This is a genomic window from Shinella sp. BE166 (assembly GCF_051201095.1).
Classification (GTDB): Bacteria; Pseudomonadota; Alphaproteobacteria; order Rhizobiales; family Rhizobiaceae; genus Shinella; species Shinella lacus.
Genome location: NZ_JBPEHL010000016.1, coordinates 47,190 through 68,763, shown reverse-complemented (window position 1 = coordinate 68,763; position 21,574 = coordinate 47,190). Strand labels below are relative to the sequence as shown.

The following is a 21,574-nucleotide window of genomic DNA, read 5'->3' as shown; positions in this document are numbered from 1 at the left end:
ATTCGCTCCCGCAGGGCTTTCACCCGGCGGGAGCGGATCGATCGGCACAGGGTTTATTCCGGCGCTTTTTCAGGCGGCTGCTGCATCGAGCAGGTGATGTCGCCGCCGGGTGCCGCGGCGCAGACTTCCGTCGCATGCGTCACCTGGTGTGTTTCGTTGAAGGCGAGCTTGTCCGAGACGACGCCCGAATAATCCATCGACATCAGCGCTTCGACCGTCTTGTCCGGATCGAGCGTGCCGGCCTTTTCCCAAGCCTTGGCGAGGAAATGCACATAGTCGTGGTAAAGCAGCGAGACCGACGAGGTGACGCCATGCGGCGCGCCGGCCGCGAAGTAAGCGTCGAAATAGGTCTTCGAGTTCGGGTTTGACGATGCGCCCCAGCAGACCGGCACGCAGCTCATGGCCACCGGCACGTCGGCGGAGAGGCCGCGTTCCTTCCAGATGCCCGGATCGACGCCGAACAGGAAGTAGCTCTTGGCGGCACCCAGTTCGATCGCCTGCGGCAGGGCCGTCAGCGTCGAATCGCCGTTGTACCAGAAGTGGATCGTATCCGGCTCGAAGCTCTTCGCCTTGGTGAGGAACGGCGAGAAGTCGGTGGTATCCGGTGGGTAGAAGATGATGTCCGGAACTTCCTGTCCCTCGGCCTTGAGCGCGGTGATGTAGAAGGAGGACAGGAACTGGCCCGTCGCGTCGTTACCGACGATCATGACCGATTTCTTCGGCTTGTAGCCGAGCAGCGGCTCCAGCAGGTTGAGAACGCCGCGCGCCGTCGAGCCCGAACGCTGGAATTCCTGCGGTTCCGACTGGAAGAGGTAATGCACGTCGCCGCCGGCCTTTACGCCGTCGGGCGTCAGCACCTTGCCGAGCGTGGAATTGCCGGCAAAATGCACGACCTTGGCGGGCTGGGTGATCTTGGCCATGGCGAGCGTGAAGTCGTGCGATTCCGAGCCGAAGATCGCCTGGACCTTTTCGTCGCGCACCAGTTCCTGGGTTGCGGCGATGGCAGTCGCGACATCCGTTCGGTCGTCGCGCTTGACCATTTCGAGCTTGTAGGTCTTGTCGCCGACCTTGATGCCGCCGGCATCGTTGATCTGCTGGACGGCAAGCCCGACGCCGGCGGGCAGCGTGTGGCCGGCCGAGACGAAGGCGCCGGATTCCGCGGCGACGACGCCGATCTTGATGACGTTTTCCGCATCCTGCGCGAGCGCCGGATGGATGAATGTTCCAAGGCTGAGCGCAAGCGCGCTGCCCCGCAATAGGCTGGATCTCACCATTTCTTCCTCCCGATGGCGATTTTGCCGTCTTACCGGGTTGTCGTACAACCCTGTTTTCTGATAATACCGTTGCCAGGGAGATGTCAAGCGTGGTCGTGCACCGGCCGGGCGGCATTTCGGAAGTCCGCACGGGATGGAAAACCCACAAGGGAGAATGAAAATGCAGTCACGACAATTCGGTCGCACGGGCCGCAGCGTCAGCGAAATCGGCTTCGGCGCCTGGGCGATCGGCGCCGCCTGGGGCGAGGTGAACGACGAGGAGGCGCTGGCCGCGCTGCACGCCGCGCTCGACACTGGCGTCACCTTCATCGACACCGCCGATGTCTATGGCGACGGCCATTCCGAACGCCTCATCGCGAAGGTTCTGAAGGAACGCGGCGGCGAAAAACCCTTCGTCGCCACCAAGGCCGGCCGACGCCTGCCCGCGCAGTCCGTCGATGGCTACAGTGCGGAGAATCTCAACGCCTGGATCGACCGCAGCCTGAAGAATCTCGGCGTCGAAACGCTCGACCTCGTGCAGCTGCACTGCCCGCCGACCGACCTCTACTACCATCCGGAGGTCTTCGGGCGGCTCGACAGGCTCGTCGAGGAGGGCAAGATCCGCCATTACGGCGTCAGCGTCGAGCGCGTCGAGGAAGCCCTGAAGGCAATCGAATATCCGGGCGTCGTCAGCGTGCAGATCATCTTCAACGCCTTCCGCCAGCGCCCCGCCGAACGCTTCTTCGCGGAGGCGAAGCAGAAGAACGTTGCGATCATCGCCCGCGTACCGCTGGCGAGCGGTCTTCTCTCCGGCAAGTTCAAGCGCGACACCAAGTTCGAGGCGACGGACCACCGCCTGTTCAACCGCAATGGCGAAGCCTTCGATGTCGGCGAGACCTTCTCCGGCGTTCCCTACGAGGCCGGCCTCGATGCGGTCGAGCGCATCCGCCCGCTGGTGTCCGGCGATACAACCATGGCGAAATTCGCGCTGCGCTGGATCCTGATGTTCGACGCGATCACCGTCGCCATTCCCGGCGCGCGCAATCCGGCGCAGGCGCGCTCCAACGCCGAGGCCGCCACGCTGCCGGCGCTCCCCAAGGAGGTCATGGAGGAGATCGTGAAGATCTACGACGAGGACATCCGCCAATACGTCCATCAGCGCTGGTAGCCGCCGCCGGCTGACCGACAGACCATCCGAGACGGCGTGCCGGAGACGGCGCGTCGTCCATTGCCAACGGAACGGACCATGCCCACACCCATCATCGATTCCCACCATCATTTCTGGGACCCCGCAAGCGGCGGCGACTATGCCTGGCTGAGCGGCCCCTTCGAACCGATCAACCGCGTCTTCGCGCCGCAGGACCTGCGCCCGTCGCTCGCGTCGAACGGCGTGTCGGGCACCGTGCTCGTCCAGACCTGGAACGACCTTGGCGAGACCTGGGATTTCATCCGCACCGCCGAGGAAACCGATTTCGTCGCCGGCGTCGTCGGCTGGGTCGATCTCACCGACCCGGATGTCGCCGCCACCATCGCCGAACTCCGGCAAAGCCCCGAGGGCAAATGGCTCGTCGGCGTGCGCCACCTGATCCAGACCGAGAGCGACCCGAACTGGCTGCTGCGCGCTGACGCGGTGCGCGGCCTCAAGGCCGTGGAAGCCGCCGGCCTCGTCTACGATCTCGTGCCGAACCTGCCGCAGCTTCCCGCCTGCATCGCGACCGCCAAGGCCTTCCCCGGCATGCGCTTCGTGCTCGACCACATTTCCAAGCCGGAAATCCGCAATCGCGGCTTCGACGAATGGGCGGTGCTGATCCGCCAGTTCCGCGGCGAGCGCGGCCATGTCTGGTGCAAGCTCTCCGGCATGGTGACGGAGGCGAACTGGCAGACGTGGACGCCCGAAGACCTGAAACCCTATGTGCATGAAGTCCTCGACGTCTTCGGCGCCGATCGCTGTATGTTCGGCACGGACTGGCCAGTCTGCCTCGTGGCTGCGAGCTACGACCGGGTGGTGGATGCGCTGCGCGAATGCCTGAAGGACCTGCCGCAAGCCGATCTCGACCGCATTTTCGGCCTCAACACCATCGAGGCGTACCGCTTGCCGGGCTTCGCCGGCGAAAAGAGCGCCTGAGATGGGCGAGGCCTTCACTTTCGCCTCGCGCGTAGGCTTCGGCGCCAGCGGCATCGGCACGCTCTACCGCGACGTGCCGGAGGCTGTCGCGCGCGATACGCTTGCGACCGCCTACGACGCCGGCATCCGCTATTTCGACACCGCCCCCCTCTACGGGCACGGGCTCAGTGAGCTTCGGCTGGGGCAGTTCCTGCGCACGGTGCCGCGCGACGGCATCACGGTCTCGACCAAGGTCGGGCGTTATCTCGTGCCGCCGCGCGGCAGCCCGGTGGACTACGGGCTCTGGGCGTCGCCGCTACGCCTGAAACCCGTTTTCGACTACAGCTACGACGGCACGATGCGGGCGCTGGAACAGTCCGCCAGCCGCCTCGGCTTTCCGGATTTCGACGTGGTCTATATCCACGACGTCGATCGCTACACCCACGGGCCGGACGGTTTCGAGCGTCATTTCGACGAGGCGATGGCGGGCTGCTACCGCGCGCTCGACGAGCTTCGCCGCTCGGGCGAGGTGAAGGCCATCGGCGTCGGCGTCAACGAGAGCGACATCGCGACCCGTTTCGTCGAGGCGGGCCGTTTCGACGTTGTGATGATCGCGGGGCGCTATTCCCTGATCGACCGCAGCGCCGAAAAGGACCTGTTTCCGGCGGCGAAAAAGGCGGGAACCGGCATCGTGGCGGCCGGGGTGTTCAATTCCGGCATCCTCGCCAAGGGACCGGGCGCGGAAGGGGCGACCTATGATTATGGCGCGCCGCCGTCCGATGTCACCCGCCGCGCGGAGGCGATCGCCGGCATCTGCGCGCAATACGATGTGCCGCTTCAGGCCGCCGCCGTCCAGTTCCCGTTGCGCTCACCGCTCGTGCGGGCGGCCGTGCTCGGCATGAGCCGGCCGGAGCGCGTCGCGCAGAACCTCGAATGGTCACGCCTGCCGATCCCCGAAGCCATGTGGCAGGCCATCGACGCCGCGCTCTGAAACCCGGATCGAAGACCGCCCGGATGTTCGTCCGGGCAGTCCTTCGTTCAGGCCGCCTTGCCGTCCGGCAGGGGCGCCTCGGCGGCAACGAGGCCTTCGGTCTTCAACTCGCTCCAAAGGTCCGCCGGAATAGGCTGGCGGATGTAGGCGAGGTTCTGCTCCAGCTCCGCGACCGAGCGTGCGCCCGGAATGACGCTGATGACGAGCGGATGACCGAGCGGGAATTGCAGCGCGGCGGCCGGCAGCGGCACGCCGTGGCGCGCGCACACGGCCTCGATGCGGGCAACCCGCTCCAGCACCGCCGGGGGTGCCGCGCGGGTGTTGAAGGTCGCGCCCTGTTTTGCTCCGGTGGCGAGGATGCCGGAATTGTACGGGCCGCCGATCACGATCTTCGTGCCCCGCGCCGCACAGGCGGGCATGAGGTCGGCGAGCGGCTCCTGTTCGAGCAGCGTATAGCGCCCGGCAAGCAGGAAATAGTCGAACCGGCCGGCCACGACGAAATCGCGCAGCATCTGCCACTGGTTGATGCCGACGCCGATCGCCTTGACGACGCCCTGCGCGCGCAGGTCCTCCAGCACCGGATAGGCGCCCTCCATGGCCTCACGAAAACGGCTGCGGGCATAGGGGTCCTCGCCCGGCGCGAAATGCAGCGCCTCGTCCGGATCATGGATCGCCAGCATGTCGACATGGTCGGTGCCGAGCCGCTTCAAAGTACCCTCGATGGAGCGCAGCACGCCGTTGCGCGAATAGTCGAATTCGGCGCGGAAGGGCGGCGCCTTGTCCCAGAGTTGCGGCGTCATCTCGCTGTCGGGGATCGGCACGAGATCGTAGCCCACCTTGGAGGAGATGACGATGTCCTTGCGCGGCAGCGAACGGATCGCCTCGCCCAGCCGGCTTTCGGCCAGCCCGAAGCCGTAGACCGGTGCCGTGTCGAAATAGCGGATGCCTGCCTCGTAGGCGGCCTGGACCGTGGCGAAGGCGTCCTGCGGCTCGGTCGCGCGGTACATGTTGCCAAGCCCGGTGCCGCCAAGCCCCATCGTCGTCACGTCCAGGCTCCCGTTGACGGACCGCGACAGCATTTCAGGCATCCTAATTCCTCCCATTCCGATGATTTTCCGGCGACGAAGCGCGTCGCTTCCTCAAGCATATTGACACACTACTTGTCGTACAACAATGTAAGATGGCAACGGAATGACAAGGGCGGCGCAAACGCTGCCGGAAGGTTGAAAATGGACATCGAGGTCAGGCATGCCGCACATCCGGATGCGGTCCGCACGTTCGATACGGAGGCGCTGCGGGCGCATTTCCTCGTCGAGACCGTTTTCGCGCCGGGGCGGATCGCGCTGACATACAGCCATTACGACCGCTTCGTGCTGGGCGGCGCGACGCCGCTGGAGGGTGAGCTGGTGCTCGGCGCGCCGAAGGCGATCGGGCAGAAGACCTTTTTGGCCGAGCGGGAACTGGGCGTGCTGAACATCGGCGGCGCCGGGCGCGTGCGCGTGGACGGCACGGTCTATGACCTCGCCCGGCTCGATTGCCTCTATGTCGGCAAGGGCGCCGTGGATGTCCGCTTCGAGAGCGAAACGCCGGGCGATCCGGCGAAGTTCTACCTGATTTCCGCGCCCGCCCATGCGATCCATCCCACCCGGATCATCACGAAAGCGCAGGCGCGCCACCATGAGCTCGGCGAGACGGCGACGGCGAACCGGCGCGGCCTCCACCAGTTCATCCATCCCGAAGTCTGCGATTCGTGCCAGATCAGCATGGGCTTCACGCTTCTGGAGGCCGGGAGCATCTGGAACACCATGCCCTGCCACACCCACGAGCGGCGCATGGAAGCCTATCTCTATTTCGACATCGCCCCGGAGCACCGGGTCTTTCACTTCATGGGCGAGCCCCACCAGACCCGCCACCTCGTCGTCGCGAGCGACCAGGCGGTGATCTCGCCACCCTGGTCGATCCATTCGGGCGCGGGAACGAGCCGCTACGGCTTCATCTGGGCGATGGCTGGTGACAACCGGGATTTCACTGACATGGATCATCTGGCGATCGGCGAGCTGAGATAGGCGATGACGAACCTTTTCGATCTCACCGGCCGCGTCGCGGTCGTCACCGGCGCCAATACCGGCATCGGCCAGGGCATCGCCGCCGCCCTTGCGCGAGCCGGCGCCTCCATCGTCGCCGTCGGCCGTTCGTCGATGGAGCAGACGGGCGCGATGGTGCGGGATGCCGGCGCGGCCTTTCACGCCATTTCGGCGGACCTCTCCTCCACCACCCCCGTCGCGGGCATCGTCGACGAGGCAATCCATACCTTCGGCGCCATCGACATCCTCGTCAACAATGCGGGAATCGTGCGCCGTGCTGACTCGGTCGATTTCACCGAAGAGGACTGGGACGCGGTGATCGACGTCAACCTGAAGACCTTGTTCTTCCTCACGCAGGCCGCCGGGCGCCACATGCTGGCGCGTGGCCGCGGCAAGGTCGTCAACATCGCCTCGATGCTCTCCTTCCAGGGCGGCATCCGCATTCCCGCCTATACCGCGTCAAAGAGCGGCGTCGCCGGCCTCACGCGACTGCTCGCCTGCGAATGGGCGGCGGGCAACGTCAACGTCAATGCGATCGCACCCGGCTATTTCGCCACCAACAACACGGCAGCGCTGCGCGACGACGCCGACCGCAGCAAGGCGATCCTGGACCGCATTCCTGCAGGCCGCTGGGGACAGCCCACGGATATCGGCGGCGCGGCCGTGTTCCTGTCCTCCGCCGCGTCCGATTACGTCCACGGCGCCATCCTGCCTGTCGACGGTGGTTGGCTCGCGCGCTGAAGCACCCCTGGGCCGCGTCCTCGCGCCACACTGTCATATGCTCAGCTTTACGACGTTTGGCCGACCTATACACTTACGGCCGATCGTTCTGTGCGTGTGAAACGCTTGGCACGAGCGGTCCGCGACCCGCATTATTGAAGTAGAGAAACATCTTCCTTCGACGCTGCAGCCCCGGCCTTGAGGATTTCGGGCGCGATCCAATCGTCGATATTAACTTTGGAGTCTATGAAGCCGTGCCTGGCGAGGCGGTCGATCTGAATGTCGAGAAGACCAAGGCGTTCGCGATCAAGGCTCGGCGTCATCGCGGCCTTGAGATTGGAGCCGTAGGTGGCCTCCGCGAAGTCTCGCGCCGCGCCGGTTTCCTTGCAAACGATCGAGATGCCGCGGTCGCGGTTTTCGCCGACCCATTCGCCCGCGCGCAACGTTGCCGAAACGAAGGCGATGACCAGCTCCGGACGCTTTTCCAGAAGATCCGCATGGACGGTGATGGGGCGTGGCGTTCCGTTCTTGACGCGATCGCGGATCGGCAGTGCATCGATATCGGCGAGGGTCGCAAGGCCGAGCCGATGCGCTGCCTCCCGCGTCGCGGCGCCCTTGACATAGGCGGCGTCAGCCTCTCCCGAGGCAACCTGTGCTAGCGACGGCCAGTCCTTGATCTTGAGATCGCGTCACAGCCGCCCCGGCGGGATGGTCTGCGCAACCGGTGTCTCGATGATGGAAGCATCGCCGAAGGTAAGACCCCGTGTCTCAGCGCCGCCTCGAACCCTCCGAGCGCCATGGTGCGCCGATGATGACGCCGAAGGCATAGGCAGTGATCGCGTTGGCCGCTACGGGAACGCTGATGCCCAGGCTATCCGAGAACGACTGGATGATACCCATGCTGGCAAACTCCGAGGTTCCGATCGAAAAACTGCCGAGCGCGAGGGCAAACAGCGTCAGCTTTTGGGCACGACCAGTTGCCGGCCGGGCGACCTTTGAGATGGTGCGACCGGGCAAGAAGAGGTGTGTTTCAGACGTGATGGACATTTCGACGATCCTTTCGAATAGGGACTTGGGTGCAGTCGTTTTTGAAAATCCAAATCCTGTATGTTGCTTGACGACATGAATCTCACGTCGCGCCGGGGCGCAGTAGCCGGATCGCGTTCTCACGATTTGGGAAGAAAATTCACAGATTGGGCCTACTAGGCCTGACAGCATGCGCGCTCGGGACTATGCTTGGCCCCGCTTGTGACTTGGTATCGGGGATGGGTCATGGACAATCGCGCGGGCGAGATGATGGTGTTCGTTCAGGTCGTAGAGGCGGGAAGCTTTTCCGAAGCGGCGCGATCGCTCCTCATGACACCCTCTACCGTGTCGAAACTCGTTGCCCGGCTCGAAAGTCGGCTCGGCATCCGTTTGGTCGAGCGCTCGACGCGTCGGCTGGCGCTGACCAAGGAGGGCGAGTTCTATTACGAGCGAAGCCAGCGGCTTCTCGCCGATCTCGACGAGACCGAACAGCAGATCGCGCAGGGCGGTGCCGAGCCTGAGGGCGTGATCCGTGTCAGCTGTTCGGTCACCTTCGGCGTTGCGGCGCTCGAGCCGATCCTTCCCGCTTTCTGGGAAGCCTATCCCGGCATCGTCATCGATCTTTCACTGTCCGACGAAACGGTTGATCTCTATCTCGAACGAACCGATGTGGCGATCCGGGTGGGCAAGCTCCCGGATTCCAATCTTATCGCACGGAAGATCGGCACGACCCGGCGCCGGATCGTCGCTTCGCCCGGATATCTAGCCAAATGGGGCGTGCCCCAGACGTCCGAAGATCTGCTCCAGCACAATTGCCTCGGCTTCAATTTCCGCCGTGCGAACCCCGTCTGGCCGATGCGCGAGGGTGGCCGTATAGTCGAGCGCATGCTGAGCGGCTCTCTGCTGGTCAATAACGGCGAGACCATCCGCCGGATGGCCATCGCGGGCGTTGGGATCGGCCGCATCGCCGACTATCATCTTCGCGGTCCGATCGCCCGGGGCGAGCTGATCGAGATTCTCGCCGACAGTACCCTTTCCGATTTTGACGACATCCATGCGCTCTATCGCGGTGCCCAGCTAATGCCGGCCCGCGTGCGGGCCTTCCTGGATTTCACGGTGCCGCGCATGCAGAAATTCCTGGCGACCGATCCGATGGGGGACGCCTCGCCCACGGATGGCTGAGCGAGGCATGGATTGGTCTCTCATCGCCTCAGGCTGGGATCGGAAGTGGTGCAGCCGAGTTGACGAGGCCATCGTGACGAATCTCGCGCCAGAAATCCGCCGGGATCACCTCTTTAAGCGCGGCGCTATCCTCAGCGATGCGGTCCGGTTTGCTTGCGCCGGGAATGACGGCCGCGACTGCGGGGTTGGCGAGCGCAAATTGCAACCCGGCTGCTTTCATGCTCACGCCATGACGATCGGCGATGGTTTTGATCCGTGCCACCTTGTCAAGGATTTGAGGCGTTGCCGGCGCATATTCGAAGTTCGGGCCGCCCACAAGCGCGCCGGAGCTATAGGGGCCGCCGACGACGATGCCGAGGCCACGCTCGGCGACAGCAGGCATGACGCGCTGGAGCGCACGGTCATGGTCAAGCAACGTGTAGCGGCCGGCAAGCAGGAAGCCATCGGGTCGTGGACCTTCCAGCGCCAGCAACAGTTCGATCGGCTCGACACGATTGACGCCCAGGCCCCAGGCCTTGATCACGCCCTCGTCACGCAGCCGGTCGAGCGCCTTGAAGGCGCCCGTGCGTGCACTTTCAAAGACAACAAGCCACTCGTCGCCATAGAAGTCCTGGGCGACGTCATGGACGAAAGCGAGCTCGATGTGATCGGTCTTGAGCCGCTTCAAGCTGTCTTCGATCGAACGCAGGGTTGCGTCTTCCGAATAGTCGTTGACGATCTTGTTGGGGCGTCCATATTTGAAGACGTCGCCCTTTTCGCCGAGATCACGGACGCTGACATCTTCAATCTCATCAAGGATGATACGTCCGACCTTGGTGCTGATCACAAATTCGTCGCGCGGCTTGGTGGCGAGCGCTTCGCCCATGCGGATCTCCGCGAGGCCGGCACCATAGAAGGGTGCGTTGTCGAAATAGCGGATACCGTCATTCCAGGCCGCCTCGACAGTTGCCAGCGCCTCTTCTTCCGGAATGTCGCGAAACATGTTGCCGAGCGGTGCTGCGCCAAAGCCGAGCTTGCTCGGCAGTATGTCCTTCAATGTCATTGTCTTAACCTTTCGCTCTCAGTAGCTTGAACCAGGGCCGTCTCTGTTGGATGTTGATTTAAAGGAGGCCAGAGAGTGCCGGTAGCCGGTGGGGCTTCGCAGGATATAGGACGCGAATTCACAGATCCCCGGAGGCTGCCCGTATCGGCGGGAAAGAGGCGGTGCCCAGAGTTTGGGGCACTTTACTCTCATTTTCATCTCTATTGGATGTGTTAGTCTTTGGACGATTAGCAATGACATTCTCTCGATGCCGGGATGCGCATCGTCGACGGAGTTTCAAAGGTCTTTCAGCCGGCCGTAGAGGTCGAGGTAGTCGGTCTTGCTGGCGGTGAGGGCGATACGCTCTTCGGGCGTGAACGATTTGATCGCCGGGCTCGTGGCCGCATCGGCTTCGGCGAACAGCCGGTCAAGCAGCGGCCCGAGAGGGGATGTCGTCGGGGTGGACATGGTGTCTCCGGAACATGGCATTGCGTTGGGCATAGAAATACGATTAATTCATCGCATTTTCTAATCGCGTTGCTGGAGAACGCGATGGCGCAACGCGTAAGACCCCGGATTTCCACGCGAAAAGAGCCCAAACAGAGCCGCTCGAACGAGCTGGTTTCGGCAATCCTGACGGCGGCTGTTCAGGTTTTGGTGGAGGAGGGCGCGCAGCGTTTCACCACGGCGAGGGTGGCGGAAAAGGCCGGGGTCAGTATCGGTTCGCTCTATCAATATTTCCCGAACAAGGCCTCCATCCTGTTCCGGCTGCAGAGCGACGAATGGCGCGGTTCGACCGAAATGCTGCGTGAGATCCTCACCGGCATCGCGCCGCCGAAGGACCGGCTGCGGCGGCTGGTACGTGCCTTCGTCCGCTTCGAATGCGACGAGGCGCCAGTCCGCCAGGCGCTCGCCGACGCAGCGCCGCTCTACCGTGACGCCCCGGAGGCACGCGAGATGCGCGCGGAGGGCGACCGGATTTTCGACAGTTTCATTCGGGATTTGCTTCCCGGCTTGCCCGATGGACCGAGGGATATCGCTGGCGACCTGATCGTTACGACATTGACAGCCGTGGGCAAGGAATTCTCGGAGACGCCGCGGACGGACGAAGAAATCGACGCTTACGCGAGCGCGATGGCGGACATGCTTTGCGCCTACGTCGAAACACTGGTGAAGGTTTGAAGCCTGTTCATGCAGGCTTGGGTACGGGCTCGGTGGCCCGAATGCGTGGAGGGCTTGGTCTCCTCGGCGGTGCTTGGAGCATCGCTTTGCCGCCCCCACATGCTTCGCCAACGACCGTTGCTCTGCCACGCTCGAAGTTCTAGGGAATGAGCGACAGCAACAGGTGCCGGATATGGATGAGGATGCGGACCACAAATCCCTTGTTGAGCGTGTGCAGGACGTTGCGCATACGCTGACGGACACGGAGCAGCGGTTGATCTCGGAGCTTTTGAAGGCGCCTCGGGAGATTGCGCTTGGCACGTCCAGCGAATTTGCGGCACGGCTCAATGTGCATGAGGCGACGACGTCGCGGCTGTCGCGCAAGCTCGGCTTTGCGACCTATGCGCAGTTCCGCGCGCATCTGCGGGATGAGTTCCTGCGCAGTTCGGCTCCGGCCAGCCGGATTTCCGCAACGCTCAGCGAAAGCAGGCGGCAAGGTTTTCTGCCGCTGTTGATCGAACAGGAGATGGCTGCGCTGGGAGCAGTCTCCGATCATGTCACGGATGAGCAGATCGTCGAGGCCGCTTCCATGCTCGACCGCGCCCGGGTGTTGATCTACGGGCACGGCAATGCCGAAACGCTGGTTCTCCTCATGGAACGGCGCCTGCGGCGGCTTGGCATCGTCACCCTGCGCCTGTCGGGAAACCGCCGGGATCTCGCCGAGCAGATGCTGACGCTTGGCCGGGACGACGCCGTCCTGATGTTTGCCTTCCGCCGCCAGCCTCCGGACTACAGCCGCATCATGGAGGTTGCACGCGACGTGATGGCCTCGACGGTAACGGTGTCCGGCACCATCGGTCCCTCGCTGCAGCCAAAGCCCGATCTCCTGCTCTCCGCACCCCGCGCCGGCAGCCGGGAAAGCTTCCAGACGCTGACCGTGCCGATGGCGCTCTGCAATGCGGTCGTTCTCGCCCTTGCGGACAGGCGGGGACCGGACGCGCTTGCGAAACTCGACCGCCTGGGCGCGCTGATCACGCAATTCGGAGACTGATTTTGCAAGTAAACTTGCATGTCATATAATTGTTGCAAGAAAACACTACATGGGGTACACCATCCACAAGAGGAGTTTCCCCACATGTTGAAAATGCTCGCCCCATTCTGTGCGCTGGCGCTGGCCACGTCCGCCTATGCCCAGGACCTCGACGGCAAGTCCGTCGCGGACCTGCTGCCGCTTGCGAAAAAAGAAGCCAAGGTCACCGTCTACGCCTTCACCAGCCGCATCGGCCGGGTGGAGGAGGCCTTCGAGGCGGCGTATCCCGGAATAGACATGGTGGCCTTCGACATGTCATCGACCGAGCAGATCGCGCGCATCAAGAGCGAGGCCGCCGCCGGGGTTGCGGGCGCCGACGTCATCTACATCTCTGACGCGCCGGTCGTGTTGACGGAGCTTGCAAGCCAGAACCTCGTGACCCGCTACGTGCCGCCGCGCATGGAAAGCCTGGTGCCGGAGCAGTTCAAGTCGCCGCTTCTCGCACAGCGTCTTTCGACGAAGGTGCTGATGTACAACGAGGAAGCTTATCCCAACGGCTCCCCCGTCAAGAACCTCTGGGATCTCACCAAGCCGGAGTGGAAGGGCCGCGTGATCATGGTCGATCCGCTGCAACGCGGCGACTACCTCGACCTCATGACGGAGATCGTCCTGAAGTCGGACGACATGGCCAAGGCCTATGAGGCTGCCTTCGGCAAGCCGATCGCGCTTGGCGAGGGTATCGACAATGCCGGCGAGCAGTTCATCACCGATCTCTTCGCCAACGATCTCGTCCTGGTCGGCTCGACGGACGACGTCAACAAGGCGATCGGCGCGAAGGGCCAGAAGAACCCGCCCATCGGCTTCACCAGCTATTCGGATCGCCGCGACAATGAAGACGAGGGCTGGGCCTTGCAGGTCGCCAACGATATCGTGCCGTCGAACGGCATCGTTTTTCCGGCCTTCCTTGCGCTTAACGCCACGGCCGCCAATCCTGCCGCGGCACGCCTCGCCATCGATTTCATGATGGGCGACGACAGCGACACCGGTGGCGATGGCTTCAAGCCGTTCTACGTCGCCGGCGACTGGCCGACCCGCACCGACCTTGCCCAGCATCCCGACGCCATTCCGCTTTCCGACTTCAAGAGCTGGCAGATCGATGCCGCCGAAACGGCTAAGATCCGGGCGAATGTCGCTGATTTCGTCCTCGCGCTGCAATAACCTGACGGGACAGGACGGGCGCCACTGCGTCCGTCCACTCCGGAGTTCCGCATGATACTCCCGCTTCGCCGCCTTAGGCCGCCGCTCGCCCGCTATGGCCTGACCGCTGCCATGGCCCTGATCCTCGTTGTCCTGGTCGCCGCTCCCCTTGCGACGATCCTCATCCAGACCCTTCAGCCCGGCGGCGGCGCCTGGGCGGATGTTCTCGCCAGCCGCCTGTCGCAGAACCTGTTCTGGCGCCCCGCGGCCAACACCATGATCATCGGGCTCGCCGTTGCCGGCGGCTGCGTGCTGCTCGGCGGATTCCTCGCCTGGCTGGTGGTGATGACCGATGTTCCGGGCCGCCCGCTCATCGCCTTCATGGCGACGCTTCCCTTCATGATCCCGAGCTTCGCGACCGCGCTCGCCTGGGGCAGCGTTTTCCGCAACGGCCGCGTCGGCGGCGCGGGAGGCCTCCTCGAAGGTCTCGGCTTCAGCGTGCCGGATTGGTTGTCCTGGGGCATGGTGCCGACCATCGTCGTGCTGATCGCACACTATTATGCGCTCGCCTTCACGGTGATTGCCGCCGCCCTTTCGACGGTCAACGGCGATCTCGTCGAGGCCGCACAGATGACGGGTGCGTCGCGCAAGCGCATCCTGTTCGGCATCGTGCTGCCCGTCGTCACGCCGGCCGTCATCGCCGGCGGGTCGCTCGCTTTTGCCGGCGCCGTGTCGAACTTCGCGGCTCCCGCCCTGCTCGGGCTGCCGGTCCGCATGCAGACACTGTCGACCCGGTTGTTCGGCATGATCGAGATCGGCCAGACGGAGCGCGGTTATGTTCTCGCTATTCTGCTGATCGCGATTTCCGCAATCTTCCTCGGCATCGGCAACCGCATTCTCAACAGCCGCCGCAGCTTCGCCACCATCAGCGGCAAGGGCGCGAGGCCCCGTCGCTTCGCCCTTGGCGCGATGCGGCTGCCGCTTGCGCTCCTTGCCTGGATCGTCTGCATCCTAACCACACTCCTGCCGATCCTGCTTCTTCTCGCAGCCAGCCTCGCGCCCTCGTCCCTATCGCTGTTTTCCGACTGGACGCTGCATTACTGGGTCGGCGCGGCGGACCCCGCCTTCGCCCGCGGCCAGCCCGGCATCTTCCACAATCCGCAGCTGATCTCGGCACTGACGACGACGCTGATGCTTGGGGCCGGCGTGGTGTTCGCCGCCAATGCCCTCGGCCTGCTTATCGCCGTCGCGCTGACGCGCCAGAAGGTTCCGGTGCTGAGCAATGCAGTCTCGCAATTGAGCTTCCTGCCAATGCTTCTGCCCGGCATCGCATTCGCGGCAGCCTACATTGCCCTCTATGGCGCGCCGATCGGTCCTCTGCCCGCCCTCTACGGCACCAAGCTGCTGCTTGGCCTGGCGCTGACGGCCGCGATGCTGCCGTTTGCCGTGCAGACGGGGAGGGCGACCGTGGCGCAGATTTCCGGCGATATCGACGAGGCGGCGCGTATGACCGGGGCCGGTTTCTTCCGCAGGCTCTGGGCCATCACCCTGCCGCTCGCCGCGCGCGGACTTGCCGCCGGCCTGCTGATCTCCTTCGTCAATGTCATCGGCGATCTCGCGATCACCGTGCTGCTCTACACGCCGACATCGCCGCTGCTCGCCGTCCTGTCCTACAGCTATGCCTCCGACGGGTTCCACCAGTTCGCCAATGCCGTCACCCTCGTCATTCTCGTCATCTCCATGCTGGCCACCTGCGCCGCCACGCTGTTGCGCGGCCGCCGGCGCCAGACCTTTGCGTGAGAGCCCGCCCGTGATTTCGCTCAACCAGGTCTCCAAATCCTTTGCCGGCACCCGCGTCGTCGACGATGTCAGCTTTTCGGTGCCGGAAGGTGCCTTCCTCGTGCTGCTCGGCCCGTCCGGCTGCGGCAAGAGCACCATGCTTCGCATGCTGGCGGGTCTTGAACAGCCGACCGGCGGCCAGATCCGGTTCGGCGACACGCTGGTCGCCGATGGCGGTTCCGGCTTCGCCCTGCCGCCAGCGCGACGTGACGCCGGCCTCGTCTTCCAGTCCTATGCGCTCTGGCCGCACATGACCGTAGCCGGCAATATCGACTGGCCGCTGAAGGTCGCACGGCTGCCTGCCGAAGAGCGTCGCGCACGCATCACCGAAGCCATGGAGATGCTCGGGATCACGCAACTCGCCCAGCGCTACCCGGGCGAAATCTCCGGCGGACAGCAGCAGCGCGTGGCGCTTGCCCGCATGATCGCGCCGCGCCCGAAGGTGATGCTGTTCGACGAGCCGCTCTCCAATCTCGATGCCACCTTGCGCGTCGAGATGCGGTTCGAGCTGCTGAAGGTGCATGCCGCGACCGGTGCCACCTCGGTCTATGTCACGCATGACCAGGTGGAGGCGATGACCATGGCGAGCCATGTGGCGGTCATGAATCACGGCCGGATCGAACAGTTCGATGCGCCGGAGCGCCTGCTCGCGGAACCGGCATCGGCCTTCGTCGCCGGTTTTGTCGGTACACCGGCTGCCAATCTCATCCCGATCGACGACGGCAAATGGCTCGGCACCATCGCGGACGCAGCCCTGCCGGACATCGCGGGGCACGCCATGGTCCGGGCCGAGACCATCGAGCTTGCCGACGAGGCGGGGCCGCGCACGGTGAGCGTGACGCTTGCCGAAGTCGTGCCCATGGCCGGCCGCCGGCTCGTGACGGGGGTGGTGAATGGTGTCCGTATCACCGCCATAACGGACAGTGCGGACCGGTTACCACCCAATCTCCGCTTCCGGCTGCCGCCCGCAGCCGCAGCGATTTTCGACAGTGAAGGAAAACGTATTTCATGAAACGCATTCTCCTGGTGCGACACGGCGAAAGCGAGTGGAACGCCATCCGCCGCCTGCAGGGACAGGCCGACATCGGATTATCGGCGCTTGGCGAACAACAGGCGCGCACGCTCGCTCCTATGGTTACGACCTATGCGCCGGACGTGGTGCTGACCTCCGACCTGAAACGGGCGGTCGCGACTGCAGCACTGCTTGGCTATGCGGATGCCGTGCGCGAACCGCTGCTGCGCGAGCAGAGCGTCGGGAACTGGACGGGCGCAGAGATCGCGACGCTCATGGCCGAGACGCCGGCGGCCTATGCGGGCTGGCGGGCCGGCACTTTTGCGCCGGAGAACGGAGAGATCTGGGCCGATTTTCGCGCCCGGATTAGGCAAGTAATCAAAGCTGCAATCGATATGCCTGAAGAAACGATCCTGATGGTCTGCCACGGAGGCGTGATCCGGGCGGCGCTCGACAGCACCCTCGGACTTGCACCGGCGCGGATCATCCCGGCTGGCCCGGCCAGCCTGACCATCCTCGCCTTCCCGAAGGGGGAAGCAAGGCTAGAAGTGTTCAACGCGACAACATTTTCATCCGTTCTCGACGCGCCGGATTGAGTGGAGCAACGGTTCGGGATTACTCCGGGGCTGTTTCGCGTGAGCCCGCACCGCGCATATCGCCCGGTAGCACGCCAAATTCCGCTCGGAATTGTCGCCGGAAGTGGTGCGGATTTTCGAACCCGATCGATGCGGCTATGTCTGTAATCGGCAGGCGCGTGTTGAGAATCCGGTTCTTGGCCAGGTCCATCCGCCTTGCCAGAACGTAGCGATGGGGAGCCAAGCCGGTGGTTCTGCGGAAAGCACGCGCGAAATGGAAAGGGCTGAGGCCTGCCTCCGATGCGAGATCGTCAAGGGTCAGGACCCGCGCGACGTCGCTTTCGATCTTCTCGACCACCCTGGCGAGGACGGAGGCGCGAAGCTGGCCCTTGGGGTGGGGTGCCTTCCCTGGGCCCAGCAGATGCCGGACCAGGGCATGTTCGAGGCTGCTGGCCTCGATGGGCGACAGTGTGCGCTGCCCCAGACACGCCTGTCGCAAGACGTGGGCGATGCCCAGCATGAGGGGCTCGACGGCGAATTGCTGACGTCCCTTGTGCCGTCCGAGCGTCGGTTCGAGGGGCACCTTGCGACCGATTTCCTCGGCTACCGCATCCAGCAGCGTCGTATGCGGATACATTTCCAGCGTATCGCTGTGTTCGGGCACGCTCAGGAGCGTCGTGGGTTCCTCGCCGATCACATAAAAGCCCCCGGCGGCAACCTCGACATCGTAGGTCCGTCCCGATTGTTCCAATGCGACACGGTCGTGGCAGGAGAAGACAACTTCGAGCCGATTGGCGCGCGTGCGGGATGCACCCTCGAATGGCGGCATCCAGGCATAGGTGGCCTGGAGGCGCGGCAAGGAGAGCCCATGACGTTTCTCACCCGAATAAAGCTGCCGCGCCCGCGATGGTGTCATTCCGTCCCCCGAGAAGAGCAAGAACCGAGCCTGTGAAATGGGCCGCAGCATGCCATCCTCGCGGCATGCGACCTCAATCTGGACAGCGTGCAGCGCCATTCTGTCCGTGATCCCAATAACCGAAGGAGCACCGGTATGTCACGCTTTCGCGTCCGCAACGTCTGCATCCCGCTCGATGGCCTCGGCACCGGTGAGGGGCAAGGCGTCGCCGCAATCGTCCAGCAGCGCCGTAACCGTAAAACCGCTGAGGCATAAAGATATGGTCCGCTTCAAAAATATCCTTGGCTTCATTCTCCTGCTGATCTCGGCCGCAGCAGGCAGCATTGCGATGGCACAAGGCTCGGGCGAGCGCTTCGCCGGCGAGGCGAGCCTCGGCGCGCAGCCTGCGATTCCGATCCATATCGAGTTGCACAGATCGGGCGAGACCGTGACCGGAACGGTGTCGATCCCGGGCGCCACGTTCGAACTGGTCGACGCGGCGGGCGGAAACGCGATTGCCGGGCGCTTCCAGGGCCAGGGCGGAAGCGGCGCCCTCACCTTGAACATCGCCGGAGACGACCTTACCGGTGCCTTCGATCTTGCAGGCCAGCCCGGAACAATCACGGCGCATCGGACCACCGCGGACGCTGAAAGCTTCTTCAGGCCTCCCGAGCAGCGGCTCGACCTGACGACCGCCCAATGGATGGAAGATCTCGACCGGCTGGTGACAATCCTCACCAGCGAGCATGCGTCTCCCTTCCATCGGGTGTCGCGCGCGCAGTTCGAGCAACAGGCATCGGAATTGCGCGCCGCGCTTCCCAAGCTGGACGGTCCTGCGGTCGCCGTGGCGTTTCGCAGGCTTGCGGCGCTGATCGGCGATGGACATACGTCGGTGGTTCTCCCAAATGGGCGGCCGCGCCTGCCCATTGAATTCTATTGGTTCGAGGATGGGCTGCGTGTCACGGGCATTTCCGGATCACAAAGCAGCGCGCTCGGCGCCAAGTTGGTCGCTGTCGATAATGTGGCTGTCAGCGACGTCACTGAGCGGCTTCGCGCTCACATCCCGCAGGCGGAGACCCAATGGCATTTTCGCGCAGGCGTGCCGGCTCTGCTGGCCAATCCGGACGTTCTTCGGGCGATCGGGCTGGGGGCGGGGCCTGCCTATACGTTCAACTTAGAGACTGAGGACGGCGCGCAAAAGTCTGTCGACATGACCGCGGCAACCGACACGGAGGCAGATGCCACGCTGGGTGGGAATGCGCCGCTCTGGCAACGGAACGAGGAGCAAGCCTTCTGGAGTGAGCGGCTTGCTGACGGCAGTGTCTATGTGAACTGGCGATCCTATGATGGTCTTGCCGACAATATGGCGGCGCTGCTGCGAAGGCTGGACGCGGAGCACCCGCGCAGGCTGATCATCGACCTGCGCGACAATGACGGCGGCGATTTCAATATCGGGCGTATTTTCGTCGAAGAGATAAAGCGCCGCGCCTCGCTTAACCGGCGCGGCGTTCTCTACGTGATGATCGGCCGCAAGACATTCTCTGCGGCGATGACGAATGCCGCGGATTTCCAACGCTCGACAGAGGCCGTTCTGGTCGGCGAACCCGCCGGCGCGGCGCCGAACAACTGGCAGGAGGTGCGACGGTTCACTTTGCCGAATTCGGGCCTCAGCGTCGGCGTCTCCACACGCTATTACGAATTCCTTCCCGGCAAGGCGGATCTCGTTCCCGATCTCAGCATGCCGCCCGAGCCGAGCGACTGGGGCAGCCCGGAAGATGCCGGTTTGCGGCTTGTCCTGGCCCAGCCGGTTCCGTAGGTGTTCGACATGTATTCATCCGAACATGACGTCGTCATCGCGGGAGGTGGCCCGACGGGGCTGATGCTGGCGGGTGAACTGGCATTGGCGGGCGTGGATGTCGCCATTGTCGAGCGGCGCATGAACCAGGACGTCGAGGGCTCGCGCGCAAGCGGGCTGCATCCGCGATCGATCGAACTGCTCGACCAGCGTGGTATCGCCGACCGCTTCCTCTCGCAGGGAGAAAAGCACCGCGTCGTTCTGTTTGCCGGTGCTGTTCTCGACGCCAGCGACCGGTCGACCCGTCACAACTACACGCTCGCGCTGTGGCAGGCCAAGATCGAGCGCGGCCTCGCCGACTGGGCGTCCGAGCTGGCGGTTGAGGTCTATCGCGGTTGTGAGATAACGGGCTTCGTGCAGAATGATACGTGCGTCGATGTCGCGTTGAACGATGGACGGACATTGCGATCGAAATATCTCGTCGGCTGCGACGGTGGCCGCAGCCTGGTCCGCAAGACGGCCGGCATCGACTTCCCGGGATGGGACCCGGCCATCAGCTATCTGATCTTCGAAGCCGACATGGCGGACGAACCTGCCTTGGGCATGCGGCATGGCGAAAGAGGCGTCTATGCGCTTGGAAGGCTGGAGGACGGCAAACGCGTGCGCGGCGTCGTGACCGAGCGACGGCTCGAACGGGGCGACAAACCCACGATCGATGCGCTTCGCGGGGCGCTTATCGCCGCTTACGGATCGGATTTCGGCGTCCACAACATCACCTGGCTGTCGCGATTCACCGATGCGGCGCGCCAGGCCGCTTCCTACCGGGAGGGGCGCGTGTTGCTGGCCGGTGACGCCGCCCATGTGCATTCTCCGGTCGGCGGGCAGGGCCTGAACATCGGCCTCCAGGACGCCGTCAATCTGGGTTGGAAGCTGGCACAGGTGGTCAAGGACATCTCGCCGGACAGCCTGCTCGACACCTACCATGCCGAGCGGCATCCGGTCGGAGCGGCATTACTCAAACAGACCCTGGCGCTGACGGCGCTCAATCGCGGCGACGAGCGAACGAATGCCTTGCGCGAAATGATGGCGCAAGTCATGCAAATGGACGCGCCGCGCCTCTGGTATTGCGCAGTGATGTCCGGCCTCGATATTCGCTACGACCTCGGCGAAGGCCACCCGCTGCTCGGCCGCCGCATGCCCGATCTTGATATTCTCACCGTCGACGGGCCAACGCGGGTTTTCGCGCTTTTGCACGATGCGCGGCCGGTGCTGCTCAATCTCGGAGAGCCCAACACTCTCGACATTACGGGCTGGGCAGGTCGCGTTAAGCTGATCGACGCGAAATTCGAAGGGGTGTGCGATCTTCCCGTGATCGGCGTGGTACAGACTCCCACCGCCGTGCTGATCCGGCCCGACGGGCACGTCGCCTGGGTGGGAGACGGAAGCGCTACAGGTCTCGATGACGCACTGAGAAGCTGGTTCGGCAAACCCACTATCGTTTAGAATGGGGCTGCGAGAGTGTTGGTCGGCCTGGCAGATTTATCCAGATCCCCGGCCCCGATCGTGCTTTCGGCAATGCGATGACTCGTTCGCAAGTTCATATTTTATTAAATTTGTTTGCAAACACTCATTTCGGGGATGGGTAAAAACTCGGGGGATGCGCGTTGTTGTGCGAAAGAACTCGGACTG

Annotated in this window: 19 protein-coding genes and 2 pseudogenes; 14 read left to right on the top strand and 7 right to left on the bottom strand. The window is 63.9% G+C overall.

From position 1 onward, the window contains the following. Positions 1 to 53: 53 nt before the first annotated feature. Positions 54 to 1,274, bottom strand: a complete 1,221-nt coding sequence (locus J2Y63_RS28315) for an ABC transporter substrate-binding protein (RefSeq protein WP_435268845.1) — start codon at positions 1,272 to 1,274, stop codon at positions 54 to 56. A 160-nt stretch (positions 1,275 to 1,434) separates the two neighbouring features. Between J2Y63_RS28315 and J2Y63_RS28310 the strand changes: the two genes are divergently transcribed. The 3 genes from J2Y63_RS28310 to J2Y63_RS28300 all read left to right on the top strand — a co-directional run bounded on the left by J2Y63_RS28310 (position 1,435) and on the right by J2Y63_RS28300 (position 4,348). After that, the gene (locus J2Y63_RS28310) at positions 1,435 to 2,421 is read left to right on the top strand and encodes an aldo/keto reductase (protein ID WP_435268844.1); all 987 of its coding nucleotides are present in this window, start codon (positions 1,435 to 1,437) and stop codon (positions 2,419 to 2,421) included. Between the two features lie 78 nt (positions 2,422 to 2,499). Next, entirely contained in the window at positions 2,500 to 3,378 is an 879-nt protein-coding gene (locus J2Y63_RS28305; RefSeq protein WP_435268843.1) for an amidohydrolase family protein, read from the top strand. A gap of 1 nt (position 3,379) precedes the next feature. Further along, complete coding sequence (locus J2Y63_RS28300; protein ID WP_435268842.1) at positions 3,380 to 4,348, top strand: aldo/keto reductase; 969 nt, start codon at positions 3,380 to 3,382, stop codon at positions 4,346 to 4,348. A 47-nt stretch (positions 4,349 to 4,395) separates the two neighbouring features. Here the strand turns inward: J2Y63_RS28300 and J2Y63_RS28295 are convergent, their stop codons facing one another. Beyond that, positions 4,396 to 5,427 carry an aldo/keto reductase gene (locus tag J2Y63_RS28295; protein ID WP_435268841.1) on the bottom strand — a complete coding sequence of 344 codons (1,032 nt, stop codon included), beginning with the start codon at positions 5,425 to 5,427 and terminating at the stop codon, positions 4,396 to 4,398. A gap of 150 nt (positions 5,428 to 5,577) precedes the next feature. Between J2Y63_RS28295 and kduI the strand changes: the two genes are divergently transcribed. Beyond that, positions 5,578 to 6,414 (top strand): 5-dehydro-4-deoxy-D-glucuronate isomerase, encoded by an 837-nt coding sequence (kduI, locus tag J2Y63_RS28290; RefSeq protein ID WP_435268840.1) that lies wholly within the window; start codon positions 5,578 to 5,580, stop codon positions 6,412 to 6,414. Positions 6,415 to 6,417: 3 nt separating this feature from the next. Further along, positions 6,418 to 7,173, top strand: coding sequence for a 2-dehydro-3-deoxy-D-gluconate 5-dehydrogenase KduD (gene kduD / locus J2Y63_RS28285; RefSeq protein ID WP_435268839.1), 756 nt, complete (start codon positions 6,418 to 6,420; stop codon positions 7,171 to 7,173). A 131-nt stretch (positions 7,174 to 7,304) separates the two neighbouring features. Here the strand turns inward: kduD and J2Y63_RS28280 are convergent, their stop codons facing one another. Further along, positions 7,305 to 7,595, bottom strand: coding sequence for a hypothetical protein (locus tag J2Y63_RS28280; protein WP_435268838.1), 291 nt, complete (start codon positions 7,593 to 7,595; stop codon positions 7,305 to 7,307). Between the two features lie 355 nt (positions 7,596 to 7,950). Then, a pseudogene (locus J2Y63_RS28275) lies at positions 7,951 to 8,199 on the bottom strand (MFS transporter); the annotation flags it as partial. Positions 8,200 to 8,424: 225 nt separating this feature from the next. Here J2Y63_RS28275 and J2Y63_RS28270 point away from each other — a divergent pair. Further along, positions 8,425 to 9,360 (top strand): LysR family transcriptional regulator, encoded by a 936-nt coding sequence (locus J2Y63_RS28270; RefSeq protein WP_435268837.1) that lies wholly within the window; start codon positions 8,425 to 8,427, stop codon positions 9,358 to 9,360. 28 nt (positions 9,361 to 9,388) lie between these two features. Here J2Y63_RS28270 and J2Y63_RS28265 read toward each other — a convergent pair whose 3' ends face one another. Together J2Y63_RS28265 and J2Y63_RS28260 are read right to left on the bottom strand one after the other, a co-directional pair. Then, a complete protein-coding gene (locus J2Y63_RS28265) occupies positions 9,389 to 10,402 on the bottom strand; it encodes an aldo/keto reductase (RefSeq protein WP_435268836.1) in 1,014 nt (337 codons plus the stop codon). A 279-nt stretch (positions 10,403 to 10,681) separates the two neighbouring features. Then, a pseudogene (locus tag J2Y63_RS28260) lies at positions 10,682 to 10,849 on the bottom strand (O-methyltransferase); the annotation flags it as partial. A gap of 84 nt (positions 10,850 to 10,933) precedes the next feature. Here J2Y63_RS28260 and J2Y63_RS28255 point away from each other — a divergent pair. The 6 genes from J2Y63_RS28255 to J2Y63_RS28230 all read left to right on the top strand — a co-directional run bounded on the left by J2Y63_RS28255 (position 10,934) and on the right by J2Y63_RS28230 (position 17,216). Then, positions 10,934 to 11,563, top strand: coding sequence for a TetR family transcriptional regulator (locus tag J2Y63_RS28255; RefSeq protein WP_435268835.1), 630 nt, complete (start codon positions 10,934 to 10,936; stop codon positions 11,561 to 11,563). 172 nt (positions 11,564 to 11,735) lie between these two features. Next, on the top strand, positions 11,736 to 12,593 hold the full coding sequence (locus J2Y63_RS28250) for a MurR/RpiR family transcriptional regulator (protein ID WP_435268834.1): 858 nt from the start codon (positions 11,736 to 11,738) through the stop codon (positions 12,591 to 12,593). 84 nt (positions 12,594 to 12,677) lie between these two features. Further along, complete coding sequence (locus J2Y63_RS28245; RefSeq protein ID WP_435268833.1) at positions 12,678 to 13,790, top strand: ABC transporter substrate-binding protein; 1,113 nt, start codon at positions 12,678 to 12,680, stop codon at positions 13,788 to 13,790. A 51-nt stretch (positions 13,791 to 13,841) separates the two neighbouring features. Further along, entirely contained in the window at positions 13,842 to 15,569 is a 1,728-nt protein-coding gene (locus J2Y63_RS28240) for an ABC transporter permease (RefSeq protein ID WP_435268832.1), read from the top strand. A gap of 10 nt (positions 15,570 to 15,579) precedes the next feature. Continuing rightward, entirely contained in the window at positions 15,580 to 16,620 is a 1,041-nt protein-coding gene (locus tag J2Y63_RS28235) for an ABC transporter ATP-binding protein (protein ID WP_435268831.1), read from the top strand. Continuing rightward, entirely contained in the window at positions 16,617 to 17,216 is a 600-nt protein-coding gene (locus J2Y63_RS28230) for a histidine phosphatase family protein (RefSeq protein WP_435268830.1), read from the top strand. Before J2Y63_RS28235 ends, J2Y63_RS28230 begins: the two co-directional genes overlap by 4 nt. Positions 17,217 to 17,235: 19 nt before the next feature. On the opposite strand, the gene J2Y63_RS28225 is transcribed toward J2Y63_RS28230, so the two are convergent. Then, positions 17,236 to 18,210, bottom strand: coding sequence for a helix-turn-helix domain-containing protein (locus J2Y63_RS28225; protein WP_435268829.1), 975 nt, complete (start codon positions 18,208 to 18,210; stop codon positions 17,236 to 17,238). Positions 18,211 to 18,370: 160 nt separating this feature from the next. Between J2Y63_RS28225 and J2Y63_RS28220 the strand changes: the two genes are divergently transcribed. Continuing rightward, entirely contained in the window at positions 18,371 to 19,906 is a 1,536-nt protein-coding gene (locus J2Y63_RS28220) for a hypothetical protein (RefSeq protein ID WP_435268828.1), read from the top strand. A gap of 9 nt (positions 19,907 to 19,915) precedes the next feature. Beyond that, the gene (locus J2Y63_RS28215) at positions 19,916 to 21,388 is read left to right on the top strand and encodes an FAD-dependent monooxygenase (RefSeq protein WP_435268827.1); all 1,473 of its coding nucleotides are present in this window, start codon (positions 19,916 to 19,918) and stop codon (positions 21,386 to 21,388) included. The last annotated feature ends 186 nt before the right edge of the window (positions 21,389 to 21,574 follow it).